The organism is Methanosarcina flavescens, assembly GCF_001304615.2.
GTDB classification, from domain to species: domain Archaea; phylum Halobacteriota; class Methanosarcinia; order Methanosarcinales; family Methanosarcinaceae; genus Methanosarcina; species Methanosarcina flavescens.
Map to the genome: position 1 here is coordinate 2,507,648 of NZ_CP032683.1, position 20,445 is coordinate 2,528,092.

Genomic DNA, 20,445 nt, shown 5'->3' on the forward strand with positions numbered 1-20,445 from the left:
AACCTCACTGGTCTGTAAGCCCGGCAGTCGTAACTGCGATAACAGCTTCTCCTTCGGGCAGATTTGGTGAGTCTACAAGACGGACGATTCTTTTATCACCCTTGGATTTTCGCAGGTAGAGCCTGAAGGTTGCAGTGTGCCCTACAACGTGCCCTCCGACAGGTCTTGTGGGGTCGCCAAAGAAGGCATCGGGTTTTGCCATAACCTGGTTTGTTACGACCACACAGGCATTGAACAGGTCTCCGAAACGGAGCAGGCTGTGCATATGCTTGTTGAGTTTCTGCTGCCTGTCGGCAAGGGTTCCCCTCCCTACGTATTCAGCCCTGAAGTGAGCCAGAAGTGAGTCAACAATCAGCAGGCGAACGGGTTTGCCCATTTCCTTGAGCTCATTTGCCAGGTCTGTTGCAGACTCAACAAGGAGCATCTGGTGATTGGAGTTGTATGCCCTGGCGACATGGATATTCTGGAGGAACTCTTTTGGATCAAGATCCATGCCATATTTCTCGGAAAGCCCTTTTACCATCTGGGCAATTCTTTCAGGCCTGAAAGTGTTTTCAGTGTCTATAATAATAACCGAACCATCAAGCCCTCCGTGTTCCCTGTCCATCTGGACATTGACTGCAAGCTGATGAGCCAGTTGAGTCTTTCCTGAACCGAATTCTCCGTATAGTTCGGTAATTGCCTGGGTTTCTACGCCCCCACCCATCATTTCATCAAATTCCGTACAACCGGTCGTCAGCTTGCCTACAAGTTTCCGCCTTTCAAGCACGACGTCTCCGGTCTCAAAGCCCCCAATATCAGCAGCTTGTCTTGCAGCATTAATGATTTTTGCAGCCGTCGATTCTCCTATTTCAGCTGTTGTTGCAAGTTCAGAAGGAGAAGCTACAGCCACTGCTTCAATGGTATTAAATCCGGCTTCTTTGAGTTTCTCTGCGGTTGCAGGGCCAACTCCGGGCAACTCTTCGAGTGCTATTTCGCTCATTACTAATTCTCCTAAGATGCACATGTTTGTATAAGGTGCATAACAGTTGCTCCACAATAGTTTTGCAGGTATATATAACTAGAGGAGGCTCTGTGAAAGTATTCTGAAGTGGCTGTAAACACGGAAACATAACCAGGGGATATGGCAAATCTGGCAAAAACCAAGAAGCTTTTTTCTGACACTCACATTTAAAAAAAGCAGAGAAGAAAGTTAAAAGAAAGTGAAAAGAGCGTGGAAAAATAGAGAAAAAAGAGAAAAAACATGATGATTCCCTGAAATCCGGGGAAAAACCAAAACTTCTTTTTACTTGGTAGATTATCACCCATCATGCCAAAGGTCGCAGTCGGCGGTACGTTCCAGTATTTTCATGACGGCCACGCCAAACTGATTAAAAAAGCATTTGAGATAGCAGGAGATGGAAAGGTCCACATAGGACTTTCATCGGATGATATGGTGAGTAAAAGCCACAGCGTCGATAATTATAAAAAAAGAAGAAACCAGTTAATTCAATTTATAAAAAAGATGGGGTTTCTGGACGACAGGTATGAGATTACAAAGCTGAATGACCCTTATGGCCCTACACTGGAGGAAGATTTCGACTATATAATTGTCTCTCCTGAAACCTATCCGGTAGCCCTTAAAATCAATCGCATCAGGGAAGAAAAAGGAAAGAAGCCTCTGGAAATCGTATACGTTGAATATGTACTGGCTGAGGATGGAATCCCGATCTCCTCAACACGGATTGCAGAAGGGGAGATTGACAGGCACGGCAAGCTGAAAAAAGACATAAAGCACTGAATAAGTCCACTTGGCATTGCTTATATCCAAGTAGATATAAATCAGGACAGAAACATAAAGTGATAGTATGCCCAGAGAATTTACACGAAAGGATATTGAGATTTTTAACAAACTTGCCCCTGAAGCCGGGGGCAGATTGACTTCCAGGGAAGCAGGACACCAGTTTCCCTTTATTCTGCGCCCGGTCTCACATAAGTTTGCCGAGTCGCCGGAAGATTTCAGGGAAAGGCTGGAGAGGTTGAGCCCCGATGAGCTTGATTACCTTGTAGGGCTTGCGCTGGAGGGAAAGGAAGACGTCCAGTCCCTGGGAGAAGACTTTGAGGAGCTGGCTGCAATAGTTGCCGAAAAGCTGTCTCCTGAAAGAGCAAAGCAGCTAAAGGACTTTGTAGGAGTCTTCTAAAAGGATAGCTGAAAATGTCCTCAAAACAGCTGCTTTTCGGTACCGGAGGGATCCCAAGAAGCACAAAAGGAACAAGCAGCATCTTGGGAATTAAACGGATAAGAGAACTTGGCCTTGACTGTATGGAGCTTGAATTTGTTCAGGGAGTGCGTATGAGCGAAAATGGGGCAAAAAACGTTCTGGAAGCTGCGATAAAAGAAGAAGTAGCCCTGAGTGTCCATGCCCCTTACTACATCAACCTGAACTCTTACGAAGAAGAAAAATTAAAAGCAAGCCTTGAAAGGATCTACCAGGCTGCAAGGATAGGCAGCCTCTGCGGTGCAGAATCCATTGTGCTGCACGCCGGTTTCTATCAGAAAAGCAGCAAAAAACACACCTTTGAGAGTGTCTCAAAAGCCCTGAAAATACTTACCAAGCAGCTTCAGGATGAAGGAATTCCTGCAGTCCTGCGCCCTGAAACTATGGGCAAGCGTACCCAATTTGGAACACTTGAAGAAGTGCTTGAGCTAAGTGCAGAAATCGAAGGAGTTATGCCCTGTATTGATTTTTGCCATTTGCACGCAAGGGAAGGAAAGGAGAACTCCTACCAGGAGTTTACGGAAATCCTCTCCCGGGTCGAGGAAAGCCTCGGAAATGAAGGGCTTTCAAATATGCACATGCATGTCTCAGGCGTGGAATACGGCATCAATGGGGAAAAGAAGCACCTGAACCTCAAAGAATCCGACTTTAATTACCCCATACTTATGAAAACTTTGAAAGAATTCAATACCAGAGGGCGGGTAATAATTGAGAGCCCTATTCTTGAGCAAGACGCACTTATGCTGAGGGAGATTTACACGGAATTATAATTCCTTTTTAAATTTACCTAGGCACTTACAATTCAGAAAAAAAGTGTTTCTTATTTTTCACTTGCTTTTTCTAAAAAGGCAATGTGCCTAATTTTCTGTAAATTAAGTATCCTGAGGTTCCTTGGAGAGATATGGCCAGATTTCGAGACAAAGTAGTACATGGCTATTTTGGTGTTGATCTTGAGGTTGTTTGGAATACGGCAATTGATGATGCTTCTTCTTTGAAGCCTTTAATATCAAAAATTCTAGATGAAACAGAAAAAAGATTAAGTTAATTTCTTAAAATGGGGTACAATAGTACTCTTTCTTTGGAATCTATATTTATAAAATCGTTTATATTCCGTTATATTTTAAGACTGTGTATCCTATTGAACTTTTGAATATACGATATTTGGAATTTACAGAACTTTTGATATATAGCCAAAGATAGAGATATTGATGAGTTTGTGATTTTAGAAGTCGTTTTCAATATATCTTTGAATACGGGTGGGATACTTATTCTATATATGCTTTCTGTGTAAGCTATCAAACAATCAAAGATTAGGAGACAATCGCAGAATTTAGATATGGGCTCTGTAGAAATCCTTAATTTAATCCATAATAATTCTATTACTTTTTTTATATTATAGACTATTAGTTTAACTTTTACTTCTTTTACTTGATTTCTAACCTTTCTTGCTCTTAATGTTTCTCCAAATTTCCTTTTTACAACAGATATTATTGTCTCTACTATATTCCTTCTATTGTATGTGATCTTATCAAAGTCTTTGTTTAATTGTTTTCTATATTTTCCGTTTATTCTGGCTCTGTAGAAAACCTACTTAATCGTCATTAATAGACTTAAAGTTCTCAGCAAAATTGAATCAGGCAATTCAGTTTTAATTTGTTATGATTGGTTATTTCAGAGGATTTCTACAGAGCCATTATTACATAATCACGGTATCTGAAGAAGCTACCAATGATAAAAATTTTCTTAATATGCTATATAAATATGATCTTCAATTGAAAAAGTTTGTCTGGTGCGTAATTTGTTTTAGAGATGGATCTAAGAATTGGATTCCGGAGAAAGATGCAATCAGAATTAAAAATGAGCTTGAAAATAACGAAAATATTTTTACTGTACGTCTTGATTACCTTTATTATGGTGCATAGACTCCTAATTAATTTTCAGTTCAAGCTTATCTTCAGGTACTTCAGATTATTCACTATCTAAAACAGCCTTTGTAGAATTCTACAAAGGCTGTTTTACGAAGTTACTAAGCTCATTTTCAATCCTTGCTTGTTGAGCAAGTAATCCATCAATTGAAAAGTTTTCTCTTGACTTTTCTGGCCTGGGTGCATAATTCTTCTCTGTCATTGTGGGAACGCAAACCAAATACCTACCGGCTTTCTACAGCGATTTTCCTAAAACTTATGCGTTTCATCTTACTTTGAGCCAATCCCAGCGCAAATTGCTATGAATATCAATGAAATACAGAGCTTTTGTGCTAAAATCTATGCATAAGTAAAACATGGGATTTCAAAGAAAAACGCAACAAGTAGTCTAGACTGTTGTGTTTACAATTAATTTATTGGCACTTAGAATTTACAGAACTTTTGGCACATTGCCTCTAAAAAGCTTAAAAGAAATTAATATGTACATGGTGTTGCAAGCACATATTATTCAATATATTATTCAAAGTCACATTCTAAGCAAATCCCATAAAAATACAATTCTCATATTTTACTGAATCCCACTCCAGCTGTACTGTTTACCACTGTAACGTTTCTCGCCCTTTATTTCCTCCTCGTGCTTTTTCATAGCTAACTTTTTCTTGTGTTTCATTATCAGGTAGACTCCAGCCAGGCCCACAAGAGTGTAGATTAGCCGCGTGATAAAGGACTTCTTCCCAAATATAGCCGCTACCAGATCGAAGTTCAGGAGACCTACAAATCCCCAGTTAATTGCACCTATTATTGTTAGCACTTTAGACGGAATATACAGACTATCCGGCATATTATGCATCTCATGCATCTTTATCAAACCTCCCCACTGAAATAGAGCATTCACAAACGACAGATCTCTTTTCCCGGAGTGGAAAAACTCCAGGTTTCGGATGGTCTTATCATTTGTTGTAGTAAACAGTGTTGGAGCTAAGATATTATGAAACTATTCCTCACATTGCAATCTGGCGTAAAATGAGATAAATTTCCAGATATACTATTAATTACAATACATAGAAGGGCTAAGTATAGTGAGGTCTGAGGAAAAAAGGAGAAAAGAAGGGAAAATTATATCTTTATCGTCTCAGGGCTGTCTTCGGTTTCTTCAAGCCACTGACAGTCTTCTTCCCTGTTAACAACTCCAACCTTAAATTCTATTCCACTTTTTTCCACGTATTCCTTTATTCTTTTAAGGGCATGGTCAACCATCCCGCCGGCTGTAAGAATAAGACAACGTTTTCCACAAAGCGCCATAAGGATAGATTTGTCTATAACACCTGAAGTGACATCCAGTCGGATTCCGTCCTGTTCAGCAAGGATTTTACTTTTCTTGCCCATAGCTCCGACGAAGGCAATCTCTCCTTTCTTGAGGATCTGCTTTATTTCAGGCAAGGAATAGCTTTCAGTATCGTAAAGCAGGACTCCGCCCGCTTTAATCCCTTTGCGCTTTAACTCAACAATAGCCCTTCCGTCTGAATGAATATGTAGCACAGTAGCGTTAATGGCCTCGTAAGGCGACTGGGTTGCATATTCTCCATACATCACCCCGAGGTTCAGGTTATCCCCTTCTCTTACGCCAGGAGGAACCTCAACCCACATCAGGTCAAGGGGTTTTAAGGTATTGACAAGCTCGGGTATGGTTTTCGGGGTATTCCTGCCGTATGCAAGCCCCCTTCTTTCTATCTCGTGGTAGATCTCAAGGGTTGTTGGCTGCTTTAGCCCAGCTTTTTTGAGCAGCTCGGAGTCTTTGAAAACTTCTGCCGGGGTACCCTGCCCTATTATTTTGCTATTTGACAGGAGGAATACATAATCAGACCAGCGGTATGCCAGGTCCACGTCATGTGTTGAAATAATAATAGTGCTCCCAAAGTGGTTAAACTCGTTAATTAAGTCCATGATTTCATCCGCGCTGACTGGGTCAAGATTTGAGAGGGGTTCGTCAAGGATAATCACTTCGGGTTCCATTGCCATTACACCGGCAATCGCGACCCTTTTCTTCTGTCCTCCGCTGAGATGATGAGGAGGTTTGTCTTTAAACCTGGAAAGACCCACCTGCTCAAGGGCAAGCTGAACGCAGGTGTCGATCCTTTCTTTCGGATAACCGAGGTTTGAAGGTCCGAAAGCTACATCCTGAAATACTGTGGGAGCAAAAATCTGGTCATCGGAATTCTGAAAGACTATCCCTATGGATTTCCGAATTTCCCGGAGAGATTTTGAATCATACTTGAAAGGAACACCGTGGAACAGAATTTCACCCTGGCTCGGCTTAAGGGTCCCATTAAGAAGCAGGAAAAGGGTGGACTTACCGGAGCCGTTCTGCCCTACAAAGGCAATTTTCTTTCCTTTCATAATTTCAATATTCAGATCCTGAATAGCCACGGTCCCATCAGGGTAAGTATACTTAAGGTCCCTGGTCTCAAGAATTATCATAAGTTTTTACCTCAGACAATAGATGCGTTTTTTGTTAGATAAAGAAGTGCGAGAGTCAGGAGAAAATAGGTTGAAGTAAGTAGCATCTCAGGTGCTCCTACAGGCCTGTGCACTTCGAAAAGTGCCATTTTCCCATCATAACATCTTGAGTTCATGGCTAGGAAGAGTTTATCCCCCTGTTCCCAGGAACGGACGAAAAGTGTGCTCCCAAGCATGCCCAGGGAACGGATAGACCGCCTGAAATTTGAGTATCCCAGTCTCACGGTCTGGGCGTACCTGATGGAAAGAGCCATGTCAAGGAAGACGAAAATATAGCGGTAAATCAACATGGAGAGTTCTATAAAAGACTCTGGGAGCCTGGAGGCTTTAAGCACCGCAAAGAGCTCTATCATGGGGGTTGTCAGTGCCAGAAAGTAAAGGCAGCACATCCCGCTTATTGATCTTGCAAGTACCAGCAGGGCAAGCTCAAACCCATCTGCTCTTACAGCGAGAGGATAACCCAGGAGTTCAAAAGACAGAAGTTCAGGTCCTGTACCTGAAAAAAAGGCTATAATAAAAACTCCGATAACTGCAAAGCCCATAGGAGCCAGCAGAAGTTTTACATACAGATAGAGGGGTGCTTTGCCAAAGGTAACTGTTGCAAAGCTCATGCACAGAGCTATGAAAAAGGGAGGGATAGGAGACCTGGAAGAAACTCCTGCAAGCAAACCGAATAGCACTATTGCCAGTTTTAGCCAGTTATTTCGGTGCCTTAGAGGGCTAATAAGGGCATAGTCATCAAGGATATTTGTCATATTGAAAACCTGCAGAACGGTAGATGAAACCTGAAAATTAAAGGCTAAAAATAAAAGACAAAAGATAAAAACCTTCCTACCTGAGAGGAAGGAAACATGGTGAAAAAATATAAAAATAGATTACAGGGACTGGCTATCTCCTTCGGACTTACTTTTTTCTCCGTAGGCAAGGTCGCTTTCATATCTCTTTTTGGCCCTGTAATATCCGAAGAAATATCCCAGGATGCCTGCACCTATAGCAGCCTGAAGCCCAAAGAGTAGGCTCTCGATTTCACCGCTCGGAGGTTCCCAGAAGGGTTCTGCTACAGGTTCATAGGTTCCGCCAGTGATTTCAATTATTGCGTCTTCAGCCTGCCCGTCGGCTCCCATATATTCGGCATCTGTTGTCGAAGACATATAGACAAACTGAATTGCAAAGATCAAGATGATGGCAAGCACAATAATTTCCAGTTTTCTGCTCATGCTGAGCTCCCTCTAAGTTTTCGAACAACTGCAGCTTCAATTACTTTCATCTCCACAAGGATATCACTTTTTACGTTGACCACGTACTTGAAGAGCAGAGCACTGACCGCACCTTCCATAATTGCCAGAGGCAGCTGCGTAAGTCCAAAGATAGCCCCGAATATCTTAAGTTGGGCCAGAAATCCTCCTAAGGTAAGGATATTTCCTTCAGGATAGGCAAGCGCAAGCTGTACAGAAGTTACGCCATAAGTTGCCCAATCTCCAATAGCTGTAGCAAGGAAGACAACGAAATAAAAATTAATCCTGGCTTTCATACCTGCCTTATAAACAATATATGCTGCCAGAGGGCCTGCTATTCCCATAGAGAATACATTTGCTCCAAGGGTTGTCAATCCGCCATGGGCAAGGAATAGAGCCTGGTAGAGAAGCACGATGGTCCCGAGCACTGCAGAAATCGCCGGTCCGAACATGATTGCAGCAATCCCGGTTCCGGTAGGATGAGAACAACTTCCGTTAACAGAAGGTAATTTCAGTGCAGAGAGCACGAAAATAAACGCACCTGCAACAGCCAGAAGAGGCAGTATCTCACGTTTTTCATTTACAAGCCTGTTCATTTTATAAATCCCATACAGTATCACCGGTACGGATACTATAAACCACAACTGCCACCAGGGGGCGTTTAAAAAACCTTCCATTATATGCATAGGATCACCGTGTGATATCAAGTAAACATTATTGGACTTAAGGCAAGTTAAATTGAGTTCATTTATAGATAAAGGTTACGGTGAGGCAGAAGCGAGTGCGTGAGAGCTTACCAAATTAATCTAAAGGTAGATAATATTTTCGAAATTTGGAAAGTATAGAGTAGAACAAGTAAACTTGAATCATTATTCGATATAAATAAGGTAAATAATTATGCCCAATTTTTAATAATATTTAAAAAAGGATATTACATGAGGTTAGTGGAGAGAACAAAAGTGAAAAATTAGATTTGTTAGTTCAAAAGACAGGATAGTCCTGGATATGAAAAGCTAGGTTGAGTAAAGAATAGAAAAATAATAGAAAAAGAAAAGGAAAAAAATATAAAAAATGGAGGTTATAATCAAATACAGATCCCGTTTTAAAACCCTGGAAGACGGGCAAGAAAGAACAAATTGGAGCAATGGATATCAACTAAATTTGCTTTAGCGAATTAATATTGTACTTCGTACTACATAAATATATCTGTTTTTCCCGTTTGAGAAATAATTTTTGAAAAATTGTGAAAGATTGCTCCTAAAATAAATTCTTAAAAGTAAAAAGATGAAGCTGCATGAAAAATTCGATGGAATAAATGAAATTTAAGGAATTTACTTGAGATGGTGAATTTAAAAGAATTATTTAATTTATAAAATTAAGCAAATTACTTAAACTTATCTAGAAAACCGCAAATCAATTGCTAAAGAAAGCTGTCAGATATGCAACTGTAAAATAACGCCCAAATTTACCAAGAAAAACCATGACAGAAAAGTACCGGAAAGGGAGCTGCATAAGCCCGGCAACCATGGTAATTATATCTCCTATACCCGGTACCCAGGTGAAAAGCAGGGTATAAAGACCATATTTTTTAAAAAATTTTTCAATTTTCTCAATCTTCTCAGGGGAAGGAGATAGGTATTTTTCAAGTACCGGACGCCCTTTTAATCCGAGATAGTAAGTCGTGCAGGATCCGAGAAAATTGCCTAAAGTCGCTACCATAACGACAGCAAAAGGATTGAAGTCCTGATAAATGAGAGCTATTATGAGCGCTTCCGACCCTAAAGGCAAAATTGTGGAAGCCAGAAAGCTCAGCACAAAGAGATTCAGATAACCGTAATCGGCAAGAAAGGAAGTCAAGGCTTCAAGCATTATAATCAACAATCGTAGTTCACTATTTTAAGCTGTCGTCTCAAACATTAATTCGTGGGAACTTTGGGAATGAGATTTTCGTGGGACTCCTGGAATGAGATCTGGTAAAAGTGAAAGGAAGTCAGTCTGGATAAGGAAAGAAAAACAATAAAAATAATATAAAATTGTAAAAGATGGTAAAAATTGTAAAAATGGTACGAAAATTATAAAAATGATAAAAAATAATAAAAGATGATAAAAGTACTAACAAAATAAGGTGACAAAAAAGTGATAGAAGAATAATAGTAAATTATAGAAAATAATAAGAATCGTAGAAAAAAGAAACAGAAAGCTGGAAATCATAAATCTGATGTCCAGTTTCTGTTGCTTAATTTTTAATCCCGAGAAATTCATTTCCATATTTTTTCATCGGTCTGTGCAGTTTTAACACAGAGCCAGAAGTGCCCATCAGTTCTTAATTACTTCCTTCTTTTCCTGAGGACAACAAATGCTGTGGCAAGTATTCCAAGCGTAGCTATCCCACTCAAGAAAGGAGCCTCTTCGGTCACCTCATAACTTTCAGTCTGCCCTCCTACCTCAATGGTATATGTTCCTGGTTCATCCGCGGTGTGTGAGAATTCTACTGTTGTATTTTCATTCGGTTCCAGGGTTATGTTTTCGGAGTCAACCGGTTCGTTGTTAACCAGTAAATCCACTTGGGTTTCTCCTGCCACATTTCCGGTATTTGTGACATCCACTCTGATATTTACCGGACTACCTGCCTCAACCGAAGCTGGCTCTACTGTGAGATTCGAGAAGGTAAACTGTGGTGCATTTTCTATTACCTCGATAACAGTCTCTCCTTCTTCATACCCTTCTTTCGTAGCATTTATCATGTACGTGCCCGGAGCAGTAACCCAGTGAGATACGGTACCGTTTGAATTTGTCTGTTCAGCTATTCTTTGTCCGCCGAAGAAGACATCCGCTCCTGCAACAGGCTGGTTTTCTACGGAGTCCGTAACCATTATGCTAATCTGGTCTCCTTCCCGGACAGTTTCAGGTGAGACTGAAATCAGGAGTTTCAGGACTCCCTGTGCGACAACATCAATATCCTTACTTCCGGAAACATACCCTTCCCGATTTGCCGTCACAGTGAAGCTGCCTTCACTGCCCGGCGTAAAAGTCAGATTGCCATCATCGCCAGTAGTGCCTATTCTGTCGTTTCCAACAAAGACTTCAACATCTCCGACAGACACGTTTCTCGCAGTTACCGTGATATTAGCTTGTCTCCCGACCTCAAGGACATCTGGCATTTCGATATTCAGTTGATCTCTTTCCCCGATCTCGACTTCAACAAAGGGGTAAAAGCGCAGGACTGAAGCATCGGCAACCCTGAATTTGACATTGCCCATCAGGTCAATAACCTTATCTCTTGAAAGGGAGATTGAGTCCTCGTTTCTCATTGTGATGCCAGAATCGGAAATTGAGCTTACCTCCATTTCGCCGAAAGAGTCTCCCTCGGAAATTTCTATATAATCGTCCGAGACCTGGAATATCCCTTCCACAAACACGGCATCGGTTTCACGGGAACGGAAGACTGTGCTTACATGGACTGCAATGATAGGGACATCTTCAGCGCCTCCGATATCGGCTTCATAGATATAATCCCCGTTCGAGGAAATTATTCCCGAGTCCAGCTGTTCTCCGTCTTTATAAAGGTTAAAGAGTACTCTTTCCCCGTTAACGTCAACCTCAGCTGCTTCGAGGGAATAACCGTTTTCAAGGACTAAAGAAGAACCAGTAAACAGGGATCTTTTGTCATCATCGTCAATAAGAACTTTTGAAAGGATATTGTCAGAAAGTACACTTATGCTGTTCGAGTTACCAAGAGTGGCTTCAGGATATCCTGCAAAATACTTCTCTGCCATGAAGCCGATAACTTCATAGCTCCCCCAGTTTTCATGTTCGAACTCAACACGTGCCGGTCTTGTAGAATAGACGAGATCTCCGTCATCAATTGTCCTGCCATCGAGTTCTTCAATGACAAGGCTTTCAGTTGAGACATTTTCGTCGATATTATAGTAGAAACCTTCGAAGTTAAAAGGCGTCCAGGCCATAGTGTCAAACCTATCATCGTGTACTGTTCCCCTTAACTCATAGGTTCCGGGCTCTGAGATTTCAACTATTGGGGCAAAACGAAGATCATCGGCATCAGCGACAACGAAGCTCAGTTTACCCATGATATCGATGGTATCACCCCTTCTAAGTGTGATAGAGTCACTGTTTCTCATTCTTATGCCTGAACTTGAGGTGGAACTTACCTCCATTTTTCCGAACTCATCTCCATTCCGAATTTGCACATACTGATCAGAGATCTGGAAAATCCCTTCCACGAAAACTGCATTGGTTTCTCTGCCGCTGAAAATTTGGTCGAAATGGACTGCAATTATGGGCACATCTTCTACATCCCCTAGTTCAGCAGTATACACATAATCGTCATTGGAAGACAGGAAAGCGTCATCGACTATGTTGCCGTCCTTTTCAAGTTGTACCCAGACAGTATCTCCGTTTATATCAACCTCAACTATATTCAGGGAATATCCGTCCTCAAGAATGAGAGAAGAACCTGTGTATAGCGATCTCCTGTCATCGGAATCGATCAGAATCTTTGAAAGTTGCCCGTCAGAGATAACGCTGATCTCATCATCTGCAAAGCTTGAGTTTGCATTGTACCCTGCAAAGTAGCGCTCTGCCATAAACCCTATAACTTCATAAGAACCCCAATCGGTGTATTCAAAAGCCGTTTGTATGGGCACGGTTTCATACTGCAGGTTCCTTTCTCCAATTGTCCGACTGCCCTCACTGAGCTGAACTGTCAGATTCTCGGAGCCTTCTCCAGTATCCAGGTCATAGTAAAAACCCGAATAGGTCTGAGGCGTCCAGGTGTAGGTAAGGTTCTGGTTTGCATTCTCATCCCAGATACGGTTGCCTGCCGAATCTGAAACCTGGGCAGCTGCGTTTACAGACAGCAGCCCAAGTAACAGAAACAAACATAAAATCTTCGTGTAGGTTTTAGTCCCCAAATAAGGCCTCCTCTATAGTTATCAGGTGGGAGTAGAATTTTCAGGTCTCCGAAAAAACAGGGAAAAAAGTAATTTCCTCAATATCCGGATTATGTCCTTAGCAAAAATACTCCCGTCAATCTGAGTTATATCTAAAGTATTCAACTATGTACATTTTCTAATATCTCGGACATCAAATAAAAAATTTTTGGATATTAAACAATTTTTTTTTGGAAAATTAAAGAATAAAGAAAATAAAGATTAAAAAAGAGGGAATTTTACGACATGAATGCCTTAGAATTCTTTATAGACGACTTTTTTGAAAATGTAACAAATTCAGAAACAGTAATTATCAGGATGAGAAGAAAGAAAAACCAGAGAAGATACTAGGGGCTTTTCGACCAATCTTTTTGAAAAAAGCTTGCACTACGCTAAAACCGTTGGTCTGCAACCCTTTTACGAAAAGGCTTGACCGAAAATGCTGTTTTTGATCAAACTTTTTCTTAAAAAGTTTGTTTTTATCACCAAGCGTTGCGCCGCTTGACCACGCCGTCATGCTAATTTTTGATCAAACTTTTTTCAAAAAAGTTTGCGATAAAACCTTTTCTCAAAATGTTTTCGCTCAAGCCTTTTTAAAAAAGGCTTGAGCTTGAGCGAATTAAGTGAACGAAATGGATGCTTCCAAGCGGGATTCGGGCTGTCCTCCCTAAGAGAAGCTAGGAAGATCCACAAGTTATAAGTTTGAAGAGGCGATTTCTGACACTTATAAGCAGAAAATCAGAGTAACTCAGATTTATTCTACATGATAAGACCAAGTAAAATATGGAGCCGTCCCTGGCATGGAAACTTATACAGACATTCCCGAAAAATTAAAGCTTGCAGTCCTTGAGAGAATAAAACCCACTGAACCTGAGAGAGAAAAACTCCTGACTATTCAGGAAGAGCTTGCCTCAAAGGTAAAAACAGCAGCTGAAAGGCTTGGCATCTCGGATGTGCTTGTGAGAATGGTGGGCTCAGCTGCCAGAGGCACTTGGCTTTCAGGTACTCATGATATTGATGTCTTCATAAGCTTTCCTGAAGAGACACCCAGAGAAAAACTGGAAACCATGGGCATGGCAATTGCAAGGGAAGTTGCAAAACATGCCGAACATGCCGAAGACCGCCATGCTGAGCATCCCTACCTGAATATCATATACAAAGGCTTTGATGTGGATCTTGTCCCCTGTTTCAGGGTTGCCTCGGCCTCCCGAATCAAATCCGCAGTTGACAGGACACCTTTTCATAACGATTTTGTCAAACCCCGCGTAAAAGGGCTCGAAGACGAAGTCCTGCTCCTGAAACAATTTATGCGCGGGGGTGGTGTTTACGGTTCAGAACTGAAAACCCAGGGCTTTTCAGGCTACTTTACCGAACTTCTGATAATTCACTACGGTTCCTTCGAGAACACAGTCCATGCAGCCTGCTCCTGGAAGCCCGGCCAGAAAATCGATATTATGCAGCACTCAGAAATCGAACACGACGAACCTCTCGTAATGGTCGACCCAACCGACCCTAGGCGGAACGTGGCAGCAGCCCTTTCCCTTGACAAATTCTGCATGTTCATAGACCACTGCCGGGAATTCTTAAAAAACCCGGAACTCAGATTCTTCTTCCCAGCCGCCCCCCTCCCCTTGAAGGACAGCGAGATCCGCGAGAAACTTGAAGCCCGAAAGAGCACCCAACTTGCAATCGTCTTCAAAACCCCTGACGTGGTAGAAGACGTTCTCTACCCCCAGCTCTATAAAATGGAGCAAGCCGCCGCTGCCCTACTGAAAGAATATGATTTTACTGTTATGAAAACCGGCGTCTGGTCAGGCAAATCCGAAACCGCAGTCCTGCTTGAGCTCATCTCCGGCACCCTCCCCAATGTGAAAAAGCACATCGGTCCTCCCGTCTGGGTCAAAACCCACGCCGAGAAGTTCAAGGAAAAATACAAGGGGGCAGACGGCGTTTTCGGAGGCTATATCGAAAATGGAAAATACGTCTTTGAAATCCAGCGCAAATATCCGACTGCAAAAGGGCTTCTAGAGGAGCGGCTTATGACGTGCTCGCTTGGGAAGAGTGTGTGCAAGAGCGTGAGTGAAGGGTTTGAAATTATAGAGGATGCAGGGATTTGCAGGTTAAAGGATACTGATTTCAGAGTCTTTTTGAGGGGATGGATGTAAAGAATTTGCTGTAAGATAAAGTAGTGTCCAATTGACTATTTTACATAAGGCAGAATTCTTCCGCAATGATTCTTTTTTGCGGGTAATGCGGATGTTCGGAAAATTCTTCTGTAACACGCTTGATTGCTCTTTTTGGTGGAGATCCAACTACTCTCCATCAGATGTTGTTTTCTCGTTTTTGAATTCTTGAATTGCGTCTTCAATCATCTTTATGATTTCATCACGTTTAGGCTTCTCAAGCCCAGATTCTTTTATCATCTCTAATATTCTCTCGAATTTATCCTCCACGTGAAATATACTGCGGTATTTTCTTTGTATACGGATTAAACAATTTATCTGTTGAGGGAGCATACTAAAATCTACAAAGTTATATTTTAGAGATTCAATTGTTAATTTATAAATAGAGTTAGAGACAATTTCTGTCACAAAATACAAATATTCCCCAACATTCTCATCTTCTCTATATTTTAAATACTTAAAGTCATCAAAAGAGTCCCCCACTTCAACAAGATACCTCATGAATACCTTATTTAAAGAAAATTTGTCTCGGAAATGAATTGATATTAACCCAAAATTTTCAAAACTTTGGATTATCATATTAAAGGGTTTTATCGTTTCATCAGAAGGTGAATTTAGTGCATACTCTAGAATAGGTTCAACAAGTTTCTTTAACAGTATGGGCACTTCATAATATGCCCCTTTAGAGTTTTTAAAAACCCCTTTTTTAAATAATTTTAGCCAAGGGTATCTACCGTCTATATCTTTAAGATAAAGACATTTTATGTCTTTTCTTTCTTCCCCGGCAATTATTAATTTCTTTTCCCCATAAACTATGTCATCCAAGTACATTGTATAACTAAAGTCTGATGAATCCTCCAAATTTACTTTCTCTTCAAAATCAGAATAATGAATTTGTAATCCTTTAGCCAAATAATTTCTATACTCTATATCCAAAAATTTTTTCTTTTCTTTTAAATCTCTGTCCCAATCAAACATATAGCCGAATTGCAACAAACTTATTGAATATAGAGATTTAATTATATCTTCCATTAAGGGGTAAGTTTGATCTTTCTTTACAGCTTCTAGCCCAAGACTTCTTATGTCTTCACCGATATGTCTTGATTCAGTACCATTTTTAAGAATTCTTTCGATAGTTTCTAGTGATTTAAGGCATTGCTGTGCTACATCTAAGAGGTTATTTCTAATAGACTCTCTACCAATTGTGTACACATAGGAGGAAATATATGCTCTAATTACACATTCTACTCTATTGTTTAGTTCTTGCAATGCATCCTTTGTTCTTTTATGTTTATAATTTTCATTAATATGCATGTAATATTTAATAACCTGTTTTTGTGCTTCGCCTGTGAGTTTTTCAGAATGAGAGTTTATTCTTGATGCTAGTTCTTCTAAGCACTCCACTACTCGTTTAGTTGAAGACTCAAACTCCATTCCTTTTTTTGCGGATTCTTCACCAATAATTTTTAGACTTTTTACTATATGGAATATGCTATGTATGAGATTGTAATCAATTGACCCTTTTCCAATGTTATCGAGAGCTAAAATGACTTCGTCTACTGTGCGTTTTGAGTCGGCTTTGATTGCAACGACTCCTATATCACGTAAAAAATACGATAATTCAGTTACTGAACTTTCTAAACTTTCTAGAGCCTTATTTTTGTCTTCATCTAAACTTAATTCATAACGATTCCTGAAAATCCCTAACCCAATTCCATTAACACACTTTACTAAACCTATTGACAAACTTTGAAATTCTTCTTCTTTCATTTCCACAATCGATTTAAAAACTTCTTTTAGATAATACTCCGATAAAAAAGCGGTATATAATAAATTATTTTGCGTGATTTTTTCTTTATAATTTGGTATATTTAGAACGTTAAATAATGGGATCAAATTTTTTGGCATCTGTTTCAAGAGAGAACTGATACGCGATGAGTGTGACATTTCTATGGGATAAGTACATAATTTTCCGATGTAACAGTATTGTGTCAGTGTCATGTAAATGAATTCGCTATCCTTGATTTTCAGAGCCAACTTCCAAATTTCATAAATGCGTCTAAATACATGCTCAGATATTCGTTTTTCCTCATGTGGATTTTGTTTTATAATATTGTAATGACATTTTGATACTGCCCAAAGCCCGTTTCTTGCTGTAGCGTAATCGTATCGCATAATTGAAGCTCGTATAATGTCAAAGATTGGCAGAAAAGGATCTTCTTCATCATGTAAATTTATCCTAATTCTATTAATTCTTGGTTCGTCTTTGGAAATTTTGCTTTCGAGTTCATCAACTTCCTCTGAAGAATTAGATAAACTTTTGATGTCAATTTTATCAGATAAAAGGTCAATTACCGAGCTTGATTTCATCATCTTTAATACATATGGAATGTAGGCGATTAGTGAGATATATGCAGCAAATGAAAGCAGAAGAGCCAGAGTATAGCAGATTTCTAAACAATTAATACCTAAGTACGAGTATCCATTACTTGAATCCTTTATCAATCTAATAACGATAAGAGAAAAAATTATTGAGAATCCATAGAAGAAGATAAGTGCCCACAATCTTATATCGTTCTTAAAGATATCAACAACTCTTGCTGAGTAAGTGGTTGCAGAGTACTGAACTACCAGTAAACTTAGACTTATAACTATAGCGATTATTGAAGCACTGCTTTGAGCTATGGTACTTAACAAGTATAATGCACTATTAGTGTCTGTAGTTAGAAGATAGGTGTAAAGTCCAAAATATATAATACAAAATAATAGAAAAATAAATACAAGTAGTGCTAGCCAAAGCCTTCTTGTTTGCTGGAAAAAATCAGAGATTATTCTTCTAAACTTTCTCATTGTATTTTACTACTTACATATATCACATATGAACGTTGTTTTTTTGAATTAGTTCTCTGAGTTTATTTTCCTCACCAGACCTTTAGATTTCATCAATCTCAAGCCAACTGATGCTCATAGTAAAGAAAACTATCCTCAAGATTAATTTAAAAGGAGTATACCGTTCAAGGAAATTTTTCTATTATGATATTGTCATCTGTGTAAAATAATATCCAATCTAGTAAAAAGAAGTTTTCTTAATCTACCTGTAGTATGGAAAATTACAATGTAAAAAATCATGCACTAATTAATAAAGACTTACAAACCCTTCAACCCTTTTCTGATAATACAAATACTCCTGCGCATACCCACAATATTGCCCGAAATACTCTCTTCCCCAATCTCCCATACAGCTCATACTTGTGCAGGTTTCAAAGTAACTGTCATCTATGTGGTAATGCTGGATGATCTGCTTGATGTGGGTATCTACCGGGAAGGCTTCTAATTTCCCGAAGGCAAAAAGGAGAACACAGTCGGCAACCTTTTCCCCAATGCCGCGAAGCCTCATGAAACGTTCTCGTGCATATTTATATTCCAGGCGGAAAAGAACATTGAGGTCCAGTTCTCCGGAAGCCACTTCTTCGGCTGCGGCTTTTATGCTCGGGGCTCTGAAGCCAAGTTTACATCGTTCAAGCGCGGCTGGATTGGCGTTTGCGAGGGTTTCAGGGTCTGGGAAGGTGAAATAGCCGGGTTCGATTTCCTGCCCGAAAGTTCGGCTGAGAAGGTAGATCCGTCTCTGGATTGTGGGGATGCTTGAGGCGGTTGCGAGCATATAGGAGATAAGGCATTCCCAGGGGTCTTGCCGGATCAGGCGCAGACCCTGGTATTTGCGGATTGCCCGATCGATGAGCAGGTCACGGTTTATGCTTTCATAGATCGAGGGCAGGTCGTCATCAAAGCGAAAATAATGTGAAAAAAATTCAGGCGTCAGGGTTGAATCGATAATCAATTGTCCGTTTTCCTGAGAAAGTCGGATAACGTGATCTCCGACAACCCCTGTCCACCAATTCCCTTCCCGTTCCCAGCGGAAGACCTGTCCGCAGTCGAGGGTATAATTAAGGTTAAAAAGATGGGGCTTAAGCCTGTACATCCAGTTCAAGCCCCCTCAGGAAGATTGCTGCGGTTAGCGTGTCCCCAAGCCCGACCGTGGTTACGGGAGATTGGGAAAGCATTGTGGGAAGCATACAGATAACATAGCCTCCCCTGAAAGCATAAGCGCCCTGCCGGAGAGTTTTTCCATTGAAGGCTTTAAGGAAAGCTTCAATCTGTTTTCTTCCAAACTCGCTTTCCTGAAGTTTCAATGCTTCTTCTTCCACGAATTCCCGTCCATCAAGTTTGCCTGAAGCTGCATACACGCCTGCGCACTTAACTCCAAATTCCAGGGCTTCAAGTTTTTCTCCGGATACTCTCTGCAAATCCTGCTCAGAATTAGGATTAAATCCTGGCTTAAACACATTCAGCACAAATTCCCTTGTGTGAATAAAGAGCTTCTTAAGCTCGTTCCTCGAAGCCAGCCTGCATGCGGCATCAGCTACGGCTTCAGCTTCCATATGAAGAAGTTTTTCTCCAGGCACTCCGTGCAGGTTATAAAACATTGCAAGTTCGTCTTCGTTCATTCCAAAGCTGTCGGAAAGCCCTGAAAACTTAAGAAAAACTGAATTTCCAATTTCTCTACTCGCGAAATGCCCGAGTTCCAGGTGAATCTGGAGTTTGTCGTTTCTGGATTTCCAGCTTGTGAGCTCGGAAAAAGAATTATCGAGAATTGTTTTATAAGTGGTGCCATCGGGATAGTTCTCAATCAGGAGATGAAAACCCGATATGAGTATGCCATCAAGCTCACAGGCATGTTGAAGGGCATACTGCTTAAACGCAGGATTGGTATAAAGCCTGAAATTAAGATGATCACAGGTCGCTATGAAGCGGTTTTCCCTCGGAACCCTAACTTCTGTCCCATACAGGGAAAAAGTCTCCCCTTCAGAAAAATCAAACACGAAATGTATCGGTTCCTGATTGCTGGAAAGATCTTCCTCGCTTTTCTCAGGTAAAATCCCTGCGTTTTTCTCTTGCTGTGTGAAAGCCTCCGGCAGGTAGATTGCTTTTTTTGAGAAAAGAGAAAGCTGTGTTTCTGAAGGTACTGCAACATTTGGAATTACTCTGGAAGCGCCCAGCTGGGAAAGGGCATTTGCCATTATCCCTGCGTTTCCGCCCATTCTTACTAGGGATTTTTCAAAATAACGGTTTTTAAGAAACTCGAAAACAGAATCCTCAAATACAAGCCATTCGGCTCCACATCCCTCTTTCATACAATAGGCAAGCCCTGCTACAAAATCCGATTCAGAAATTATTTTTCCAGGGGGGTTTTCGATTTTCTCAAGGATTTCAGCAGCTTCGAAGGCACTCAGCAGTTCCGAAATCTCAGCCCCAGTGATCCTGTATACTGAGTCTATGTTGACATTATATCCGCAGAGTATATTCATCTTACCAGTTCC

19 protein-coding genes are annotated in these 20,445 nt (G+C 40.6%); 6 read left to right on the forward strand and 13 right to left on the reverse strand.

Going from position 1 to position 20,445, the window contains the following annotated elements; all coding sequences use genetic code 11:
- Positions 1-4: 4 nt before the first annotated feature.
- Positions 5-982, reverse strand: a complete 978-nt coding sequence (radA, locus tag AOB57_RS11005; protein ID WP_054299361.1) for a DNA repair and recombination protein RadA — start codon at positions 980-982, stop codon at positions 5-7.
- A gap of 327 nt (positions 983-1,309) precedes the next feature.
- Here radA and AOB57_RS11010 point away from each other — a divergent pair, with 327 nt between their 5' ends.
- The 4 genes from AOB57_RS11010 (at position 1,310) to AOB57_RS15065 (ending at position 3,303) form a co-directional block, all read left to right on the forward strand.
- Entirely contained in the window at positions 1,310-1,780 is a 471-nt protein-coding gene (locus AOB57_RS11010) for a phosphopantetheine adenylyltransferase (protein ID WP_054299360.1), read from the forward strand.
- Between the two features lie 67 nt (positions 1,781-1,847).
- Positions 1,848-2,180 carry a hypothetical protein gene (locus AOB57_RS11015; protein WP_054299359.1) on the forward strand — a complete coding sequence of 111 codons (333 nt, stop codon included), beginning with the start codon at positions 1,848-1,850 and terminating at the stop codon, positions 2,178-2,180.
- 14 nt (positions 2,181-2,194) lie between these two features.
- A complete protein-coding gene (locus tag AOB57_RS11020) occupies positions 2,195-3,028 on the forward strand; it encodes a TIM barrel protein (protein WP_054299358.1) in 834 nt (277 codons plus the stop codon).
- A 101-nt stretch (positions 3,029-3,129) separates the two neighbouring features.
- The gene (locus AOB57_RS15065; protein ID WP_226999700.1) at positions 3,130-3,303 is read left to right on the forward strand and encodes a HepT-like ribonuclease domain-containing protein; all 174 of its coding nucleotides are present in this window, start codon (positions 3,130-3,132) and stop codon (positions 3,301-3,303) included.
- Positions 3,304-3,371: 68 nt separating this feature from the next.
- Here the strand turns inward: AOB57_RS15065 and AOB57_RS15070 are convergent, their stop codons facing one another.
- Entirely contained in the window at positions 3,372-3,827 is a 456-nt protein-coding gene (locus AOB57_RS15070) for a hypothetical protein (protein ID WP_394339712.1), read from the reverse strand.
- An 89-nt stretch (positions 3,828-3,916) separates the two neighbouring features.
- Between AOB57_RS15070 and AOB57_RS11030 the strand changes: the two genes are divergently transcribed.
- Positions 3,917-4,180 (forward strand): UPF0228 family protein, encoded by a 264-nt coding sequence (locus AOB57_RS11030; RefSeq protein ID WP_054299357.1) that lies wholly within the window; start codon positions 3,917-3,919, stop codon positions 4,178-4,180.
- A gap of 571 nt (positions 4,181-4,751) precedes the next feature.
- Here the strand turns inward: AOB57_RS11030 and AOB57_RS11035 are convergent.
- The 8 genes from AOB57_RS11035 to AOB57_RS11070 all read right to left on the reverse strand — a co-directional run bounded on the left by AOB57_RS11035 (position 4,752) and on the right by AOB57_RS11070 (position 13,401).
- Positions 4,752-5,042: a DUF378 domain-containing protein gene (locus AOB57_RS11035; protein ID WP_082384291.1), complete on the reverse strand. Its 291-nt coding sequence runs from the start codon at positions 5,040-5,042 to the stop codon at positions 4,752-4,754.
- 257 nt (positions 5,043-5,299) lie between these two features.
- Positions 5,300-6,661, reverse strand: coding sequence for an energy-coupling factor ABC transporter ATP-binding protein (locus tag AOB57_RS11040; RefSeq protein WP_054299356.1), 1,362 nt, complete (start codon positions 6,659-6,661; stop codon positions 5,300-5,302).
- 11 nt (positions 6,662-6,672) lie between these two features.
- Entirely contained in the window at positions 6,673-7,455 is a 783-nt protein-coding gene (cbiQ, locus tag AOB57_RS11045) for a cobalt ECF transporter T component CbiQ (protein WP_054299355.1), read from the reverse strand.
- A 120-nt stretch (positions 7,456-7,575) separates the two neighbouring features.
- Positions 7,576-7,917: an energy-coupling factor ABC transporter substrate-binding protein gene (locus AOB57_RS11050; RefSeq protein WP_054299354.1), complete on the reverse strand. Its 342-nt coding sequence runs from the start codon at positions 7,915-7,917 to the stop codon at positions 7,576-7,578.
- A complete protein-coding gene (locus AOB57_RS11055; RefSeq protein ID WP_054299353.1) occupies positions 7,914-8,621 on the reverse strand; it encodes an energy-coupling factor ABC transporter permease in 708 nt (235 codons plus the stop codon). Before AOB57_RS11055 ends, AOB57_RS11050 begins: the two co-directional genes overlap by 4 nt.
- A gap of 727 nt (positions 8,622-9,348) precedes the next feature.
- A complete protein-coding gene (locus AOB57_RS11060) occupies positions 9,349-9,804 on the reverse strand; it encodes a YqaA family protein (protein WP_054299352.1) in 456 nt (151 codons plus the stop codon).
- Between the two features lie 458 nt (positions 9,805-10,262).
- Positions 10,263-12,866 (reverse strand): S-layer protein domain-containing protein, encoded by a 2,604-nt coding sequence (locus AOB57_RS11065; protein WP_054299351.1) that lies wholly within the window; start codon positions 12,864-12,866, stop codon positions 10,263-10,265.
- 331 nt (positions 12,867-13,197) lie between these two features.
- On the reverse strand, positions 13,198-13,401 hold the full coding sequence (locus AOB57_RS11070) for a hypothetical protein (protein WP_167829602.1): 204 nt from the start codon (positions 13,399-13,401) through the stop codon (positions 13,198-13,200).
- Between the two features lie 283 nt (positions 13,402-13,684).
- Between AOB57_RS11070 and cca the strand changes: the two genes are divergently transcribed.
- On the forward strand, positions 13,685-15,049 hold the full coding sequence (gene cca / locus AOB57_RS11075) for a CCA tRNA nucleotidyltransferase (protein ID WP_054299350.1): 1,365 nt from the start codon (positions 13,685-13,687) through the stop codon (positions 15,047-15,049).
- Between the two features lie 147 nt (positions 15,050-15,196).
- On the opposite strand, the gene AOB57_RS11080 is transcribed toward cca, so the two are convergent.
- From AOB57_RS11080 to AOB57_RS11090, 3 genes are all read right to left on the reverse strand, one after another.
- Positions 15,197-17,917, reverse strand: coding sequence for a DUF2254 family protein (locus AOB57_RS11080; RefSeq protein WP_054299349.1), 2,721 nt, complete (start codon positions 17,915-17,917; stop codon positions 15,197-15,199).
- Positions 17,918-18,203: 286 nt separating this feature from the next.
- A complete protein-coding gene (locus tag AOB57_RS11085; protein WP_054299348.1) occupies positions 18,204-19,046 on the reverse strand; it encodes a DNA-3-methyladenine glycosylase family protein in 843 nt (280 codons plus the stop codon).
- Positions 19,033-20,433, reverse strand: a complete 1,401-nt coding sequence (locus AOB57_RS11090; RefSeq protein ID WP_054299347.1) for an ADP-dependent glucokinase/phosphofructokinase — start codon at positions 20,431-20,433, stop codon at positions 19,033-19,035. The genes AOB57_RS11085 and AOB57_RS11090 overlap by 14 nt, the downstream gene beginning before the upstream one ends.
- Between the last annotated feature and the right edge of the window lie 12 nt (positions 20,434-20,445).

Bases quoted from the DNA above. Each gene is read 5' to 3' on its own strand.
- AOB57_RS11085 (WP_054299348.1), bottom strand. From the start codon at position 19,046: ATGTACAGGCTTAAGCCCCATCTTTTTAACCTTAATTATACCCTCGAC.
- AOB57_RS11015 (WP_054299359.1), top strand. From the start codon at position 1,848: ATGCCCAGAGAATTTACACGAAAGGATATTGAGATTTTTAACAAACTT.
- AOB57_RS11070 (WP_167829602.1), bottom strand. From the start codon at position 13,401: ATGACGGCGTGGTCAAGCGGCGCAACGCTTGGTGATAAAAACAAACTT.
- AOB57_RS11090 (WP_054299347.1), bottom strand. From the start codon at position 20,433: ATGAATATACTCTGCGGATATAATGTCAACATAGACTCAGTATACAGG.
- AOB57_RS11060 (WP_054299352.1), bottom strand. From the start codon at position 9,804: ATGCTTGAAGCCTTGACTTCCTTTCTTGCCGATTACGGTTATCTGAAT.
- radA (WP_054299361.1), bottom strand. From the start codon at position 982: ATGAGCGAAATAGCACTCGAAGAGTTGCCCGGAGTTGGCCCTGCAACC.
- AOB57_RS11055 (WP_054299353.1), bottom strand. From the start codon at position 8,621: ATGCATATAATGGAAGGTTTTTTAAACGCCCCCTGGTGGCAGTTGTGG.
- cca (WP_054299350.1), top strand. From the start codon at position 13,685: ATGGAAACTTATACAGACATTCCCGAAAAATTAAAGCTTGCAGTCCTT.
- AOB57_RS11020 (WP_054299358.1), top strand. From the start codon at position 2,195: ATGTCCTCAAAACAGCTGCTTTTCGGTACCGGAGGGATCCCAAGAAGC.
- AOB57_RS11050 (WP_054299354.1), bottom strand. From the start codon at position 7,917: ATGAGCAGAAAACTGGAAATTATTGTGCTTGCCATCATCTTGATCTTT.
- AOB57_RS11080 (WP_054299349.1), bottom strand. From the start codon at position 17,917: ATGAGAAAGTTTAGAAGAATAATCTCTGATTTTTTCCAGCAAACAAGA.
- AOB57_RS11035 (WP_082384291.1), bottom strand. From the start codon at position 5,042: ATGCATGAGATGCATAATATGCCGGATAGTCTGTATATTCCGTCTAAA.
- AOB57_RS11040 (WP_054299356.1), bottom strand. From the start codon at position 6,661: ATGATAATTCTTGAGACCAGGGACCTTAAGTATACTTACCCTGATGGG.
- AOB57_RS11010 (WP_054299360.1), top strand. From the start codon at position 1,310: ATGCCAAAGGTCGCAGTCGGCGGTACGTTCCAGTATTTTCATGACGGC.
- cbiQ (WP_054299355.1), bottom strand. From the start codon at position 7,455: ATGACAAATATCCTTGATGACTATGCCCTTATTAGCCCTCTAAGGCAC.
- AOB57_RS11030 (WP_054299357.1), top strand. From the start codon at position 3,917: ATGATTGGTTATTTCAGAGGATTTCTACAGAGCCATTATTACATAATC.